The 15,478-nt window shown below is 68.1% G+C and carries 8 protein-coding genes; 2 read left to right on the top strand and 6 right to left on the bottom strand.

Going from position 1 to position 15,478, the window contains the following annotated elements; genetic code table 11:
* Positions 1 to 104: 104 nt before the first annotated feature.
* Complete coding sequence (locus AC1DFE_RS01195) at positions 105 to 1,301, bottom strand: YlbL family protein (RefSeq protein ID WP_476904100.1); 1,197 nt, start codon at positions 1,299 to 1,301, stop codon at positions 105 to 107.
* A gap of 222 nt (positions 1,302 to 1,523) precedes the next feature.
* Here AC1DFE_RS01195 and AC1DFE_RS01190 point away from each other — a divergent pair, with 222 nt between their 5' ends.
* Positions 1,524 to 2,957, top strand: a complete 1,434-nt coding sequence (locus AC1DFE_RS01190) for a zinc-dependent metalloprotease (protein WP_476904099.1) — start codon at positions 1,524 to 1,526, stop codon at positions 2,955 to 2,957.
* A 5-nt stretch (positions 2,958 to 2,962) separates the two neighbouring features.
* Here the strand turns inward: AC1DFE_RS01190 and AC1DFE_RS01185 are convergent, their stop codons facing one another.
* The 3 genes from AC1DFE_RS01185 to nudC form a co-directional block, all read right to left on the bottom strand.
* Complete coding sequence (locus AC1DFE_RS01185) at positions 2,963 to 3,550, bottom strand: M48 metallopeptidase family protein (RefSeq protein WP_476904098.1); 588 nt, start codon at positions 3,548 to 3,550, stop codon at positions 2,963 to 2,965.
* Positions 3,550 to 5,682, bottom strand: a complete 2,133-nt coding sequence (locus AC1DFE_RS01180) for an ATP-dependent helicase (protein WP_476904097.1) — start codon at positions 5,680 to 5,682, stop codon at positions 3,550 to 3,552. The genes AC1DFE_RS01185 and AC1DFE_RS01180 overlap by 1 nt, the downstream gene beginning before the upstream one ends.
* Before the next feature lie 85 nt (positions 5,683 to 5,767).
* On the bottom strand, positions 5,768 to 6,772 hold the full coding sequence (gene nudC / locus AC1DFE_RS01175; protein ID WP_476904096.1) for an NAD(+) diphosphatase: 1,005 nt from the start codon (positions 6,770 to 6,772) through the stop codon (positions 5,768 to 5,770).
* Positions 6,773 to 6,982: 210 nt separating this feature from the next.
* Between nudC and AC1DFE_RS01170 the strand changes: the two genes are divergently transcribed.
* On the top strand, positions 6,983 to 8,398 hold the full coding sequence (locus AC1DFE_RS01170; protein ID WP_476904095.1) for a macrolide 2'-phosphotransferase: 1,416 nt from the start codon (positions 6,983 to 6,985) through the stop codon (positions 8,396 to 8,398).
* 83 nt (positions 8,399 to 8,481) lie between these two features.
* On the opposite strand, the gene AC1DFE_RS01165 is transcribed toward AC1DFE_RS01170, so the two are convergent.
* The gene (locus AC1DFE_RS01165) at positions 8,482 to 12,006 is read right to left on the bottom strand and encodes an ATP-dependent helicase (RefSeq protein ID WP_476904094.1); all 3,525 of its coding nucleotides are present in this window, start codon (positions 12,004 to 12,006) and stop codon (positions 8,482 to 8,484) included.
* Positions 12,003 to 15,341: an ATP-dependent helicase gene (locus AC1DFE_RS01160; RefSeq protein ID WP_476904369.1), complete on the bottom strand. Its 3,339-nt coding sequence runs from the start codon at positions 15,339 to 15,341 to the stop codon at positions 12,003 to 12,005. The genes AC1DFE_RS01165 and AC1DFE_RS01160 overlap by 4 nt, the downstream gene beginning before the upstream one ends.
* Positions 15,342 to 15,478: the final 137 nt, after the last annotated feature.

Genomic DNA, 15,478 nt, shown 5'->3' with positions numbered 1-15,478 from the left:
GCTGTTCTTTAATTTTAAGTTTTCAGTGGAGGGCACGCATAGCGCCGGCACCGGCTGTCAATTAGTGCCACGAGCGGACCTGACCCTTAGTTCCTCGATTTAGTCTAGTTGTTGGTGCAGCCCGGAAGTCCCGACGTGTCGGCGCCCTTGGCGGCCAGCTCCACGGCGGACTTTGCCTCGCCCAGGTTTTCCACTTTGACCACCTGCAGCCCGTCCGGAATATGCCCCACAACCTCGGCGCAGTTCGCTGCCGGTGCCAGGAACATGGTGGCGCCGTCGGCCCGGGCACCGTGCATCTTGACCGCGATGCCGCCGATCGGACCCACCACCCCGTCCGGGCTGATGGTGCCGGTCCCGGCTATGTGTTTTCCACCGGTGAGATCGCCAGGCGTCAGGGTGTCCATGATGCCCAGCGCGAACATCATGCCGGCGCTCGGGCCGCCCACCTTGTCCAGCGAGATTTTCACGTCGAACGGGAAAGTGAAGCGGTATTGCAGCAGTACGCCCAAGATGTAGCGTCCGGACGGGTTCTTCGCCGGCGTCACGGTTTCGGTAACCTGCTTGCCGTCCCGGCTGACGACGACGACGGCGGGCTTTCCCTTTCCGGAGGCAAGTTCGTCTTGGATTACGGCCAATGACGTGACCGGTTTGCCGTTAAGGGAGATGAAGATGTCCCTCGCCTGCAGCTTGCCCTGCGCGGCCGAAGCCTCGGACAGGTCCGCTACCTCGAGCTTCTGCACGTAGGAAATGCCGAGCCCCTTCAGGGCCGCCGCCACGGCGTTCTCCTGCGACGTGGCCATGGCCACGGCATTCTCCTGCTGCGATTCCTCCTTGGTCACACCCGTCGGGAAGATCAGTTCCTCGGGATACACAGCCTTCGAGCCGTCCAGCCAGGCCGAGAACGCCTCAAAGACGCTGACGGGACCGTTGGGGCCGCCGTCGACATAGACCGTGGTGAGGTCCAGGTTCCCCTTGGCCGGGAACGTCTCGCGCCCGGAAACGCTGATCACCGGCGTCGCATTTTCCCTGCCCAGCGTGTTGAACGTCGGCCCGGGCGATTCCACCACATACGGCACCGGCAGAACTGCAGCGGTCACCCCCAGGCCCAGCGCAAGCAGTCCCGACAGTGTCATCGCGGAGATGCGCGGATCCTTGCCCCGGGCACGCCTGGTCCGGCGGGCACTGTTCGTTCCATTAGTCCCGCCGGTTCCGTTAGTTTCGCCGGTTCCGTTGGAGCTGCCGCCGCCGGCGGCAGGCGTCGGTGATTCTTCTGCGGGCTGGCCGCCCTTGGTAATCGTCACTGAAGGACCTCTCCGCACCGCGTCGTTCAGCGCTGCACCGCGGTTGCGGCCCGGCAGACGGCCGGGGCGCAACCTACATACGTTCCGGCTTCTAACACTACGCGTCGGGAGCCGCCGTTAGCTCTTTGCCTACAGCGAACGTGCAGGCTTTCAGCAGACAGCCACTCCCGCACAGGGGTAGCGTGAAGTTGAGTAATAGTCACACCGACGATCGGCGGGATCATGACCTCCAATCCACTCAATCCATCCAACGGCGACGAGAATCCCAAGGATCCGCTGGCGGAGATGCTGCAGAACCTCATGGGCGGCAAGGGCATGGGAGACATTGACCCGGCTGAACTCGCCAAGGCCGCAGGGCTCCCGAACGATCCAAATTTGCTGGCCCAGATGTTTTCCCAGGTGCAGGCCATGATGAGTGAACCCTCGGAAGGCCCCGTCAACTGGAAGCTCGCCCACGACAACGCCCGCCGTGTGGCCGCCGGCAGCTCAGACCCCTCTGTCACGAGCGCGCAGTCACGCGAAGTGGATGACGCACTGCGCCTTGCCGAGCTCTGGCTCGACCAGGTTACGGATCTGCCGGCCACCGGCATTATCGGCAAGGCATGGTCCCGCGCCGAATGGGTGGAGGAAACACTCGGCACCTGGAAACGGCTAACGGAGCCCGTGGCCAACAGCGTAGCCAACGCGCTCTCCGCAGCCATGACGGAGCAGATGCCGGAAGAGATGAAGTCCATGATGGGCGGCGCCTCCTCCATGCTGCAGAACGTGGGCGGCGCCATCTTCGGCATGCAGCTGGGCCAGGCCATCGGCGCGCTGTCCACCGATGTGGTCAGCTCCACGGACATCGGAGTGCCCCTGGCCGATCTGGAAATGGCCCTCCTTCCCGGTAACGTGGCCAAGTTCGGCGAAGGGCTTAGCCTTCCCGAAAACGACATCCGGCTCTTCCTCGCCGTCCGCGAGGCCGCCCACGCCCGCCTGTTTGTCCAGGTTCCGTGGCTGCGCGGGCACCTGCTGGGTGCCATCGAGGCCTATGCCCGCGGCATCCACATCGACACGTCGCGGATCGAGGAGCTCGCCCGGGACCTTGATCCGAGCAACCCGGAGGGAATACAGGAGGCCCTCTCACAGGGCGTCTTCATGCCGCAGCGCACGCCTGAACAAGACCAGGCCCTGCAGAAGCTGGAGACCGCGCTGGCCCTCGTCGAGGGGTGGGTGGACGAACTCACGGCCGCCGCCACCGAAAAGGTCCTCCCCTCCGCTGCAGCGCTCCGCGAAACGGTACGCCGCCGCCGGGCCACCGGCGGTCCCGCGGAACATGCTTTCGCTTCCCTCGTGGGGCTGGAGCTGCGGCCCCGCCGCCTGCGCGAAGCCGCCACGCTGTGGGCCTCACTCAAGGCGGAGCGTGGCATCGATGGCCGCGACGCCATCTGGAAGCATCCCGATCTGCTCCCCACCGCCGAGGATCTTGATGACCCCAAGGGCTTCAGCGAACGCCGCAAGCTCGCCGAGGCCAGTGACAGCGAGGTGGACGACGCCCTCCAGAAGCTGCTGAACGGCGGCTTCGACAGCCCCGCCGAGGGCGACGGCGAAAGGAACCAGAGCGGGCACGAAGGCGAAAAGACCGACGGCGAAGACGGCGGCGCTCCGAGGAGCTAGGGGTACTAAAAGTCTGCTTCGCCAGCCGCGAGGCCGCGCGACGTGGCAAAGGACACGCCCTCCAGGAACGCCTTGGCACGCTCAGTTTCGGGGTAGGCCTCCAGCAGTTTCCAGAACGCCGCGTTGTGCCCTGCCACGAGCAGATGCGCCAGTTCATGGAGCAGGACATAGTCGATGACCCACTGCGGCATAGGGCGGAGCTTGTCTGAGAGCCGGATGGACCCGTCGGAGGGGGTGGCCGAACCCCAGCGGGAATTTTGGTTGCTGACCCAGCGGACCGACGTCGGGGCCGACCTGCCGCCGAGGTATCTGGCGGACAGTTGGGCAGCGTGCGCGGCCAGCGCCGCGTCCGAGGAAGGCCGGCGGCCCGCGCCGCTGGCCCGCTTCTCCCCCTGCGTCCGGAGCTTCTCCAGCATCCGGTGAACCCAGTCTGCCTCCTGCGCCCGGCTGAAGTGCGCGGGGATGGCGACGACGGCCGTGCCGTTCTCCCAGAACGCGGCGACTGTGCGGCGTCGGCGGGCGGAGCGGCGGACCTCCACGGGAGCCCCGTCATGGGTGGTCAACGGTGTGAGCGTGTCTTGTTTTCCGGGCATCAGAACGTGCTGCTTTCCGTCAGGACCGCGAGGATTGCTTCGCCGTACCGCTCCAGTTTGGACGGGCCAACACCGGCTAGCTTGGCCAGTTCTTCAAGGGAGGAGGGCCGGGCCTCGGCGATGGCGGTGAGGGTTGCGTCGGTGAAAACCACGAAGGCCGGAACGTCGGAAGACTGCGCCACATCCTTGCGCCATTCACGGAGGGCGTTGAACGTCTGCTCTTCATAACTGGGCGGGCACTGGCTGCAGCGGCCAACCTTCCGCTCGGCTCCGCTGGCCAGCATGCTGCCGCAAACCCGGCAGGATGCGGGGACCGCTGCCTTCCGGCGCGGCGCGGCTCCCCTCCCCCGGGCAGCAGAGCTGGCCACCGAGTCCGGGCGCAGACCGTCGAGGAAGCGGGACGGCTTCCGGTTGGCGCGGCCGCCGGGGGTCCGGGCGGTGGACCAGGAGAGGGACAGGTGCTCGCGGGCGCGCGTGATTCCGACGTAAAGCAGCCGGCGTTCCTCGTCCACCGCGGCGGGGGTGTCCGCGAAGGAGATGGGCACGAGCCCCTCACTTAGCCCCACGAGGAATACAGCGTCCCATTCGAGCCCTTTCGCCGCGTGCAGGGACGCCAGCGTGACACCCTGAACGGTAGGGGCGTGCTGGGCAACGGAGCGCTCCTGTAGCTCGTTGACAAAGTCAGCCAGGCCGAACTGCTCCCCCCGGCTTTGCGCCAGCTCGTCCGCCAGAGCCACCAGGGCTGCCAGTGATTCCCAGCGTTCCCGCAGGGCGCCGCCGCTGTGCGGGGCGGTGTCCGTGTACCCCAGCGACGCAACGATGTCGCGCACCAGCTGCCCCAGCGGCTGCGGCTCCGACTCGGCGACGGCACGGGTGGCTGCCCGGAGCTGGAGGATCGCGTCGCGGACCTCCTTCCGCGCAAAGAACCGCTCGCCGCCGCGCAGTTGGTAGCCGATCCCGGCGGATGCCAGAGCCTGCTCGTACGCCTCCGATTGTCCGTTGGTGCGGAACAGGACAGCGATTTCACTCGCCTGGACGCCGTCATCGAGGAGGGTGCGGATCTCGCCGGCGACCGTTGCGGCCTCCGCTTCGTCGTCCGTGCATTCGGTGAACTGCGGCTGCGGTCCCGGGTTCCGCTGGGCGATAAGCTTCAGCGGCGCGGCCCAGGCAGCGTCCGCCGCCGGTCCGCCGCTCCGGCGCGACGCCAGCAGGTCGTTGGCCAGCTTCACCACTTGGGGAGTTGAACGGTAATCCCGGACCAGCTTGACCACGTTCGCGTCCGGGTACTGGGCCTTAAACCCGAGGAGGTGCTTCGGGGACGCTCCGGTGAACGAGTAGATGGTCTGGCTGGCGTCACCCACGACGCACAGCTCGTTCCGGCCGCCAAGCCAGAGTTCCAGGAGGCGCTGCTGCAGCGGGGAAACGTCCTGGTATTCGTCCACCACGAAGTGCCGGTACTGTTCCCGGACCGTTGCCGCCACCTTCGGGTCTTCCTGCAAGATGCCGACGGTGATCAGGAGCACGTCCTCGAAGTCGATGACGTTGCGGTCCGTCTTGACGTCCTCGTAGGCCTGGAAAACCCGGGCCACGGCCGTGAGGTCAAAGCCTCCCGGCGCGCCCCTGTCCTGGGCGTTTTCCAGGTAGTTGGCAGGCGTGAGCATGGATACCTTGGCCCACTCGATCTCCGATGCCAGGTCCCGGATGGAGGCCCGGTCGGTGCTCAGGCGAAGCCGGCGGGCGGCCTCGGCGATCATCTGAGCCTTGTGGTCCAGCAGGTTGGGCAGCGCCCCGCCCACCGCCTGCGGCCAGAAAAACTGCAGTTGCCGCAGCGCGGCAGCGTGGAACGTCCTGGCCTGCACGTTACCGACCCCGAGGTCGCGGAGCCGGCTGCGCATCTCAGCTGCCGCGCGCGCCGTGAACGTGACCGCCAGCAGCCGCTGCGGGCTGTAGACCCCCGAGTGCACGCCGTAGGCGATCCGGTGGGTGATAGCGCGGGTCTTTCCGGTGCCGGCACCGGCGAGCACGCAGAGCGGGCCGGTCAGGGTGGTTGCCACTTCCCGCTGTTCCGCGTCGAGGCCGCCAAGGATCCGGTCCTCCAGGGAGGCGTTGCCATCAGGATTTTCTGTCGTCACTTCTTGCTGCTTGCTTTATGTGGATGGATAGGCTGCTCCGCCATGGGGGTAGAGACCTGGGTTTGCTTCCGGTCGGCGTGCGGTTTCAGGAGCCCGCAGGGCGGTCCTGGATGACGCCGCCGTACCAGTGTTCGATGAGGGACCTGGCGATCGAGAGTCTGGTGGAGATCACAATTTCGCCGCTCAGCACGGCCTCCTGGACTTCCCTCCGGCTGAACCAGCGCGCCCGGGTGACCTCGACGCCGTCGGGCTTTGCCTCGGTGTCATCCGTGACGGCTGTAAAGCCGAGCATGAGCGATGCCGGGAAGGGCCACGACTGGGAACCGAGGTACTGGCATGCCTTGACGCGTACGCCGACCTCTTCCTGGATTTCCCGGACCACCGCCTGTTCCAGGGACTCCCCCGGCTCGACGAAGCCGGCCAGCGTGGAGTAGTTCTTTGCATCCAGCGGACCGCCGCCGCCGAGGAGGACGCGGCCGTCCGGGCCGACCACCGTAACGATGATGGCCGGGTCCGTGCGGGGGTAATGCTCGGAATTGTCGGCAGGGCACCGCCGGACCCAGCCGCCGGCCTCCACCTTGGTAAGGGCGCCGCAGCGGGGACAGTGCGTGTGGGTGGCATGCCAGTTGGCAATGGCACTGGCCTCCACGAACAGTGCGGTGTGGGTGGGGTCCAGTTGCGCCGCGACGTCGCGGAAGCCCTCCCAACTGGCGGCGGTGGGCAAGCCGGCAGCAGCGGGGTCCACCTGTTCCGGCAGGATGAAGAGCAGGACGCCGGTTCCTGCGGGAAGGTCCTCGGAGCCGAGGGCCGCGCCGAGATAGACGATGTGCGCCGGGCCGGACGCCGAACCCTCGAGCCGGTCAAGCAATGGCGAAGCTTCTGCCAGGACGAGAGCGTCCCCGTGCACCAGCGCCTGCCGGCCGGCGAGGAGCATAGCCCTGGCCGTTCCCGCCGCGAGGAGGTCCGGAATGAGGCCGGGCCTCATCCGTTCAACCGATCCCCTGTTGACCATCGCGGCCCGAACCGGCAGCACGGTGTCGAAGAGATGGTTGGCCGGCAGTTCACCTGCCTGCAGCTGATTTTCCGGCATCGGGTTCTCCGCTTGACCGACCGGCACAGCGGCCTCCGCATGACTCATGTATCCACCGTACTGACTCGCAGTGACAATTTACATTTCGGCAGGGCAGCAGAACGCCCGAGACTGCGCCCCGCTTGCGTCGCCGCTTCCATATTTGGGCGGATCTCGAGACTCGCCGCGACACATCGCTATCTTCGACGCCGCTCAATCTACCGTGGAACCGTGAGAAGAGAACCAATCGAACTGGCAGCTGTGGCCACCGCGGCAGTCCCCGGACTGAGCCCGACCGCTGTGAGCTCTGCGCCGGATGACCCGGCAGACTTTGATTCGGCTCTCCTCCTTGATGCCGAGGGCAAGCGCTGGCGCGTCCGCTCGCCCCGGCATGCGGAAGCCAGCACGAGGCTCGAGACCGAGTTCCTGGTGCTGCGCGCGTTCGCGCCGGCCATCCGGGCCGAACTGCCGTTCCTCATGCCGACCGTGGCCGGCACCGTCCGGCAGCAGAACCTGACCACTTTCGTGTACTCCCATCTGCAGGGCTCCACACGCACCGTGGAGGAGCTGACGGCCGGTCCGCAGGAGCTTGCGAAGGAGCTCGGCACGGCGCTGGCGGCCATTCACGACCTGCCGCGCTCGCTGGTGAGCAACGCCGACCTGCCCAGTTACACACCGAACGAGTTCCGCCAGCGCCGGCTCAACGAACTCGACATGGCCGCGACCACCGGCAAGATTCCGGCCCTGCTTCTTCGCCGCTGGGAGCATGCCATGGAGGACGTCTCCCTGTGGCGGTTCAACCCCTGCGTGGTGCACGGTGACCTGCACGAGGACAACCTGTTGGTGGAGGACCACCGCGTCACTGCCGTCACCGGCTGGACTGACCTGCGCATCGGTGACCCCGCCGACGACCTCGCCTGGCTCGTGGCATCCAACGAGCACGACTTCGTCGAGGCCGTGGTCAAGCACTACACCGCGAAGCGCCGTGATGCGCCGGACAGCCACCTGCTCCGGCGCGCGGCCCTCTCGGCAGAATTTGCCCTGGCCCAGTACCTCGTCAAGGGCATCGCAGCTGCCGACGCCGACATGATCGCCGAGGCGGAAGGCATGCTCTCCACTTTGGCCGGCGACATTGCCGAATATGGTGGCCAGCCCATCAGCGTCGAGCCCTTGCCACCGGCCCAGCCCGGTTCCCCGCCAACCGTCCAGGCGGCGGCCTCGCCTGGCCTCGTGGCCGCCCCTGCGGCCACTGACACCTCGGAGGCCATGCCCGCAGTCCATGTCACGCCCATCCCAGTGGAGGTGACGCCTATCCCGGTTGAGGTGACACCCATCCCGGTTGAGGTGACACCCATCCCGGTTGAGGTGACACCCATCCCGGCTGCCGTTGCGTCCACCAGGGCTGACGACGGGAACACCACGGACAACGCACACCAGCCGGCAAACCAGGATCTTTCACCTGGCGCAGGGAAGGGCGCCGCCGGGGATGATGCCGCGGAGAACGCTGGCTCAGCCGGGGACGCTGAAGCGGCCCGGGCGCAAGAGGAGGCCCAGGATGAGGCACAGGCCGTGGCCCAGGATCCTCAGCGGACAGGCGCCGACACCTCAACGGTTGCCCTCACGATCGTCGACGCCAAAACGCCCTGACTCGGCAAAGCGCACTGGCTGGTGGGATTCCTGGCCAGCCACGGTTCCTAACCGGCCAGTGGTTCCTAACCGGCCTGTGCTTCCTAACCTGCCAGTGCGGCGGCCACGATCCCTTCCAGCTCGGCGCCTGACGCCAGGTCGTGGGGGCGCACTACGTGGTTGTCCGCGACGTAGAAGAAGGCAGCCCGGACGTCTTCCAGTGGCACGCCCTTGAGCCTGGCCCAAGCCAGCCGGTAGACAGCCAGCTGCACGCTTTTGGTCTTCAGCTGCCGGGCGGACGGACGGCGGCCGGTCTTCCAGTCCACGAGGTCCCAGCCGCCGTCGGCGTCGCGGAACACCGCGTCGATGCGGCCGCGGACAACGACGTCGCCGATCCGGGTCTCCACGGGAACCTCCACGTAAGCGGGGGATCTGTGCGCCCAGCGGGAGTCCTTGAAGGTGGCCACCATGTCCTCAAGGCCGTAGGCCTCGTCGATGTGGTTATCAGAGCCTGGTGCCTCGCCAAGGTCCAGCATTCCGGCCGTACCAAAGTATTCCTCCACCCATGCGTGGAAGGCGGTGCCCTTGCGTGCTGACATGCCCGGTTCCCGCGGGACAGGCCTCCGCAGCCGCTGGACCACCGCCTCGGCGTCCTCTCCCAAATCCACCAGCGTGGAGGCTGAGATGTGCCCGGGCAAATGCACGTCGCGGCTACGGGCCCGCCGGGCACGGCGTTCCAGAAGCAGGGCGGCTTCCCTGCCCCAGCCTGCCGCCTGGGGGCGGAGTTCCTGCCCCTCCGGCAACCCCGGCGCACCGGCGCCGACGGCTGCAATCTCGGTGAGCAGCCGTTGCGCGGCACGGTCCATGGCCGCCCGCCGTCCCGGCACCAGCCGGAGCCGGTTGCCGTTGCGGGGGTCCACAGGTCCTTCCAGCGGATCGTAGGGCCAGGCCGCCACTTCCAGCTCCCGGGTCAGGGGACTTTCCTGCGGCAGGGATTCTTCGTCCACAGAGGCGGGGTGAATTTCCGCAGCAGGCCCACCGGCCCCCTGCTCGGCGAGCGGCGCTTCGTTTTCTGCCAGTGCTCCCTTTTCTGCCAGCGCTGCTGCCTTTTCTGCCAGCGGCGCCAGCTCGGCCAGGAAAGGCGACATTTCCGCCATCCCGCCGCGGCCGCCGACCCAGGCCCCGCTGGAAACCCAGAGCACGTGCTTGGCGCGGGTGTAGGCGACGTACGCCAGTCTCCGTTCCTCAGCTTCGCCGTGGGCCTGGACGTCTCCCTTGAACACCTTCTCGGCGTCCAGCCACCCCTTCTGGTCCGGCTGGTCCAGGTCCCACTGCGGAAGGTCGGCACGGTCACCCCGCAGGGGCCAGGGCAGCGCCGCGGAACCGCTGCTCCACCTCGAGTCACGGCTGCTGGGGAACGCGCCCGAGTTGAGGCCCGGCACGAACACGACGTCCCATTCGAGTCCCTTGGAGGCATGCACGGTCAGCAGCTGCACAGCCTCGTGGTTGACGTCCGCGGGCGGAACGTCCAGGCCGCCCTCCTCCGATGCTGCTGCTTCGAGCCACGACAGGAAGGCCAGGACGTCCACCCGGTGGGATGTCTGCAGGAAACCGGCGGCCGCGTCCTGGAACGCATCCAGGTTCCGCCGCGCCTGGTGGATGCTGAAACCGGGCCTGGCGGCCACCTCGATGTCCAGCAGCATGGCCCGTTCCACTTCGCCCAGCAGGGTGGTCAGGTCCTCCCCCATCAGCGAACGAAGCTGCCGCAGCTCCGTGCCGAGGCGCTGCAGCCGTTCCCGGGCAGGCGGCGTCAGGCTGCGTCCGTGTGCAGACGTCCACCCGTCATTGGGGAGCCAGTCCAGTGCTTCCACCAGACTGGCGGCGTCGGTGATGTCGCCCTCGATGACGACGTCGGCGGCCTCCGGATCGTCATCGCCGGACGGATCATTCACGCTCAGCCCGCGGCCGTTATCGACCGTGCCGCGGCGCCGGGCAAGAAATGAGGACCAGTCCCGGAACGCCATCAGGTCTGCGGGGCCGATCCGCCACCGGGCACCCGCCAGGAGCCGCATCAGTGAATCGGAGCGGCCGGGATCGGCCAGGACCCGCAGCGTGGATACCAGGTCAACGATTTCGGGAGCGTCCAGCAGCCCTCCGAGGCCCACGATTTCATACGGGATCCCTGTGGCTTCGAACTCCTTGCGGAGGCATTCCATCTGAGCGCGCCGGCGGCACAGGACGGCCATGGCCGGCGGCACCCGCGGCGCCAAGGACGGACCGTCGAAGTCCGTGGCCCGGAATTTCAGGAGATCCCGGGCGATCGCCGCTGCTTCATCTTCATCCGTGGCAAAACGGCCGATCACCAACCGGCCCTGGACTGCGGCGGGACTCGGCCGCAGCGCAGGCACCTCGACGGACGCACCGGAGGAACGCTGCCCCGCGGGTCCGGCCTGCGCCGCGGCGGCGCTGAGCGGAGCCGAGATGAGGTTGGCCGCGGCGAGGATGTTTCGGCCGTTCCGCCAGGCGGTGGTCAGGTACGACACGGGAGCCGGACGCCGGGAGGCCGTTCCCGACTGCGCGTCCTCCACGCAGTCCGGGAACTCATTGACGAAGTGGAACAGCTGGCCGGCCGACGCCCCTCGGAAGCCGTAGATGGACTGGTTCGGATCACCGACCGCCGTGACGGCGTGGCCGTCCCCGAAGAGCCTGGAGAACAGCACGAGCTGGGCGTGTGACGTGTCCTGGAATTCGTCCAGCAGCACCACCTTGTAGCGTTGGCGCTCCGTCTCCGCGGCCAGGGGCACCTCGCGGGCCACGCGGGCCGCGAGCGCCACAAGGTCGCCGAAGTCCAGGGCCCCGCGTGCTCTTTTGGCGTCCGCGTACCGGCCCACGAGCTCTGCCACGCTTGCCCGTGTCCGGAGCATGGCGCCCAGCTCCCCGGCGGCCTGGGTCGGGTTCTTCTTGGCGCCGTCCACATACGGCAAAGCCTCGAACTCCGCGAGCCGCTGCATCAGCCAGGCCTGGACGCCCTCGGGGTCCTGGAGGTGCTCCGCGCACTCTCCCGCGAGCTGAATGACGGCCTTGACCAGGGTGGACTTGGCCACCCTGAAATGGGAATACTCGCCGTCGAACGCCTCGACAACCTCACTGGCCAGCTGCCAGGCTTGCGCGCCGCCCAGCAGCACCACATCGCGCTCAATCCCGAGCCGCAGACCGTAGTCGGAGACGATGCCGCTGGCAAACGAGTGGTAGGTGGAAACCTTCGGCTCCAGGGCGTCGGCGCTGAGCAGCGCCCCTGCCATGGCACCTCCGCCGTCACCGCTCGCCCTCCTCTGCAGGGCACTGAGTTTGGCGCGGATGCGGCTGGCCAGTTCGCCGGCGGCCTTTCTGGTGAACGTGACGCCGAGGACTTCCTCCGGCTTGACCCAGCCGTTCGCGACCAGCCAGACGACGCGGTCGGCCATGGTGGCCGTCTTGCCAGAGCCCGCGCCGGCGATGACCAGCCGGGGCGCGAGCGGCGAGGAGATAATGGCCGATTGTTCTGCGGTGGGCAGGTTCTTCTCACCCAGCAGGACGGTCAACTCTTCGGGACTGAATCTGGGCGCGGGCCGCTCTGCCATCCGGCTCATTCGGTAACCTGCTTTCCCCGCGAGCACAGCGGGCATACTTCCGGCAGCCTGCAGCCGTGGCCTCCAAAACCGGCTTTGGCGGGATCGTGCCGTGCCTCGAATTCATGGCCGGACATCACCACGGCAGCGTCGTTAACCATGTCCATCGCCCAGTTGTCCACGGGGTCCAGTGGATCCTGGTGTTGGATACCCGGGCTCTTGGTGGTGGTGCCCAGCTGGGCAAGCACGGCACCGCCGGGCTGCGGCCCGGTGTCGGAACCATCGGCGGCGCTAAAGCCCCCGGCCAGCACGGCGGCCTGGTAGGCGCCCAGCTGCGGGTGCCTGCCAAGCTCAGCCTTGCCCGGTTGCCGTTTGCCGGTCTTGAGGTCAACGATCACCAGCCGCCCTTCGGCGTCGATCTCCAGCCGGTCCACCTGCCCGCGCAGGACGGCTGACCGGGGGCCTTCGTCGGAGGGCACGTCCCCGCGAGGAACGGCAACGGGCTCCGGTAGCATCACCTCGAAGTCCTGCTCCACCCCCGCAAGGCGCCGGCCTTCGCTGCGCATGACCAGGATGTACTGCGCGAGTTTCCTGACCATGGCTTCAGCCCTGCGGAAGTCCAGTTTGCCTTCCCAGTTGTCCTTCATGCCCAGGGCCGGCCACCGCAGGACGAGTTCGGCGAGGTATTCGGTTCCGCTGGCATCGGGGAGATCCTGGGCGATGGCGTGCACCAGGGTGCCGAGGCTGCGGGCAAAATCCGTTGCCGCTTCGCCTCCCGCGGCCTGAATGAACCAGTCCAGTGGGGACTTCTGCACCGACTCCACCTTGGACGGCGAAACGTAGACGGTGCCGCCCGGAGGCACAACCCGGTCCACAGACGTCAAGGGGGCCAGCCCCCACCAGCTGTCCGGGTGGGCTCCGGGAACAGGGGGCTCGGCCGTGGCAAGGCGGGCCAGGACACGCACGGCTTCATCGGCCTCGGCGGCATGCTTGCCGTTCAGCTGGGCGAACTGGCGGAGTTCGGCCACGAGCGCCCGCAGCGTCAGGGGCCGTTCCACCGGGGTATAGCCGCGCCCCTCCTGGCCGGGCAGCAGCGGCGCGACGTAATCCAGGAAAGAGGAGGGCTGTTCATCCTCCGAAGACACGGCGGTGCACAGCAGCACGTCCTGCGCCCGGGAGACCGCGGTGGAAAAGCTGCGGAGTTCGTCGTAACGGATCTCCCGCAGCCGGCTCAGCGGACCCAACTGGAGCGCGTACTCCACCCCGTGTTCGACGGCGTCCGCGAACAGTGTGCTGCCGAGGAGCTCCCCGCGGAGGCGGGTGTTGGGCCACACCCCTTCCTGCAGGCCTGCGACGATGACGAACGGCCATTCCCGGCCGGCGGCGCTGGCCGGGGTCATGAGCTCCACGGCGTCGTCAACCTGGGCGCGCGCCGCCAGGGTGTCCATGGGCAGTTCCTGGTTCAGCAGGTATTCGAGGAACTGCTCCGGGCCGGACCCTGGCATCTGGTCCACGTAGCGCTCGGCCGTGTGGAACAGCGCCATCATGGCGTCCAGGTCCCGGTCCGCCCGTGCTCCGACGAGCCCGCCCGCCAGGGCTGCGCCCGTCCATGCCGCCGCGAGGCCGGTGGAGTGCCAGAGGGCCCACAGAACGGTCTCGGCATTGGCCCCGGGTTCGGCGACGGCCTTCCGGCCGGCCTGGATCATCCGCGCGACACGGCGCGCCGACCGGCCTTCCATCCCCAGCGAGCCCAGCGCGCCGGGCTCGAGGAGCGCCTCCACGAGCAGGGAATCGCTGGAGCGTCCGCCGCCGCCCAGCAGCTCCTCCCGCCGGAGCGACTGACGGAGCCTGCGCAGTTCGAGGGACGTGGCGCCGCCGATCCGCGATGTCAGCAGCGACACAGCGGATTCCGGCGTGAGGACCGCCGGGTCAAGGGCCACCGCGTAGGCGTCGAGCAGCGGACGGACAGCCACCTCATCGCGCACGGCGGACTCGGCCACCGGAATCCGCACCGGGATCCCCTGGCCGGAGAGGTAGCGCTGCAGCTGGCTCAGCTGGCCGCCGTTCCGGACAATGACGGCGATGTCCTCGAGCGGGCGGCCGTCCCGGAGATGAGCTTCGAGGATCCTTTGGGCGACGTACCGCAACTCATGCACCGCCGAAGGAAGCAGGTGGGCTTCCACGGTGCCGCCTGCGTCCGGCCCGCCTGCGTCAGCGGGAACCTCAGCGTCGCCGGGAACCTCAGCGTCACCGGGAACCTCAGCGTCACCGGCTACCTCAGCGTCACCGGGAACTTCACCAGTGCCAGCAGGCTCGGGGCGGACCGGCGCGGGCTCGATCCGGTCCAGTCGCCGGGCGAGCTGGCCACCGGCACGGAGGGAAATTCGGTTCGCGACCCCCAGCCAGGCCTCGGCAACCGCGGGCTGGTGGCGGTGGGCGTGGCGAAGCGGCTTCTCAAGGACTGCCTGCTCCCCGCCGCCCAGCAGGCCCGGGAGCTCGGCCACGAGATCCGGCCGCGCGCCACGGAACCCCTGCACCACCGTGTCCGGTGCTGACGTCACGTAGACATCCTTGCCGGCGGCGACATCGGCCAGGAGCTCGAAGACGGCGGGGTTGGCCTCCTGGACATCGTCCACAAGAATCAGCTGGAGACGGTCGCGTTCAGCCACCAGGAAGTCCGGGAAATCCTGAAAGAGCTGGCGGGCTGCGGTGATGATGCCCGCGGGGTCGAACGCCTCCGGCATGCGCAGATCGAGGACGTCGCGGTACTCGGCGTAGAGGGCGGCAGCGGCAATCCAGTCCGGCCGTCCGCAGGCGTGGCCCAGGCCGGCGAGGTCCTCCGCGGTACGTCCAGTCTCGGTAATCCGGTCGAAGAGCTGCCGGACCTCGTGCCGGAAGCCGCGTGTGGGCAGCGCCGCCATAAGGTCATCGGGCCAGGGCAGCCCGAGGCCAGGCAGGGCGTGGCCCTCCAGCAGTTCCTTGATAATGAGATCCTGCTCGGGGCCTGACAGGAGCCGCGGGGCCTTTGACAGCGGCAGGAGCCCCTCTGCCTTGGCGCGCCGGATCAGATCAAACGCATACGCAGCCCAGGTGCGGGCCGGCGTGGTGCTCAGGCTTCGGTTAAGCCTGGCGGTAAACCGGTCCCGGAGGGTGTCCGCGGCAAGCCGTCCCGGGGCGAGAATGAGGATTCGCTCGGGGTCCACTCCTTCCGCCTCCACCCGGCGGATGGCCGCTTCGATGAGCACGGTGGATTTTCCCGTGCCGGGCGCTCCGGCGACCAGGACGGGTCCGGCTCCCCGGGGCACCTCGACGGCGGCGAGCTGGTCCGCGCTGAGGACCGGTACCCGTGAGTGCACCTGGCGTGGGGGCAGCAAACGAAGACCGGCGGACGGGAACGGGGCGGCGGAGGAAGAATCCGCGTATTCCCGTTCCGAAGTGCGTGCAGATGCCTGATCGGGTTGGGTCTGATCGGGTTGGGTCTGATCGAGTGTTG

This window comes from Arthrobacter sp. 05T423 (assembly GCF_056396245.1).
The sequence above is the reverse complement of the archived record's forward strand: the minus strand, read 5'-3'. Positions and strand labels throughout refer to the sequence as shown.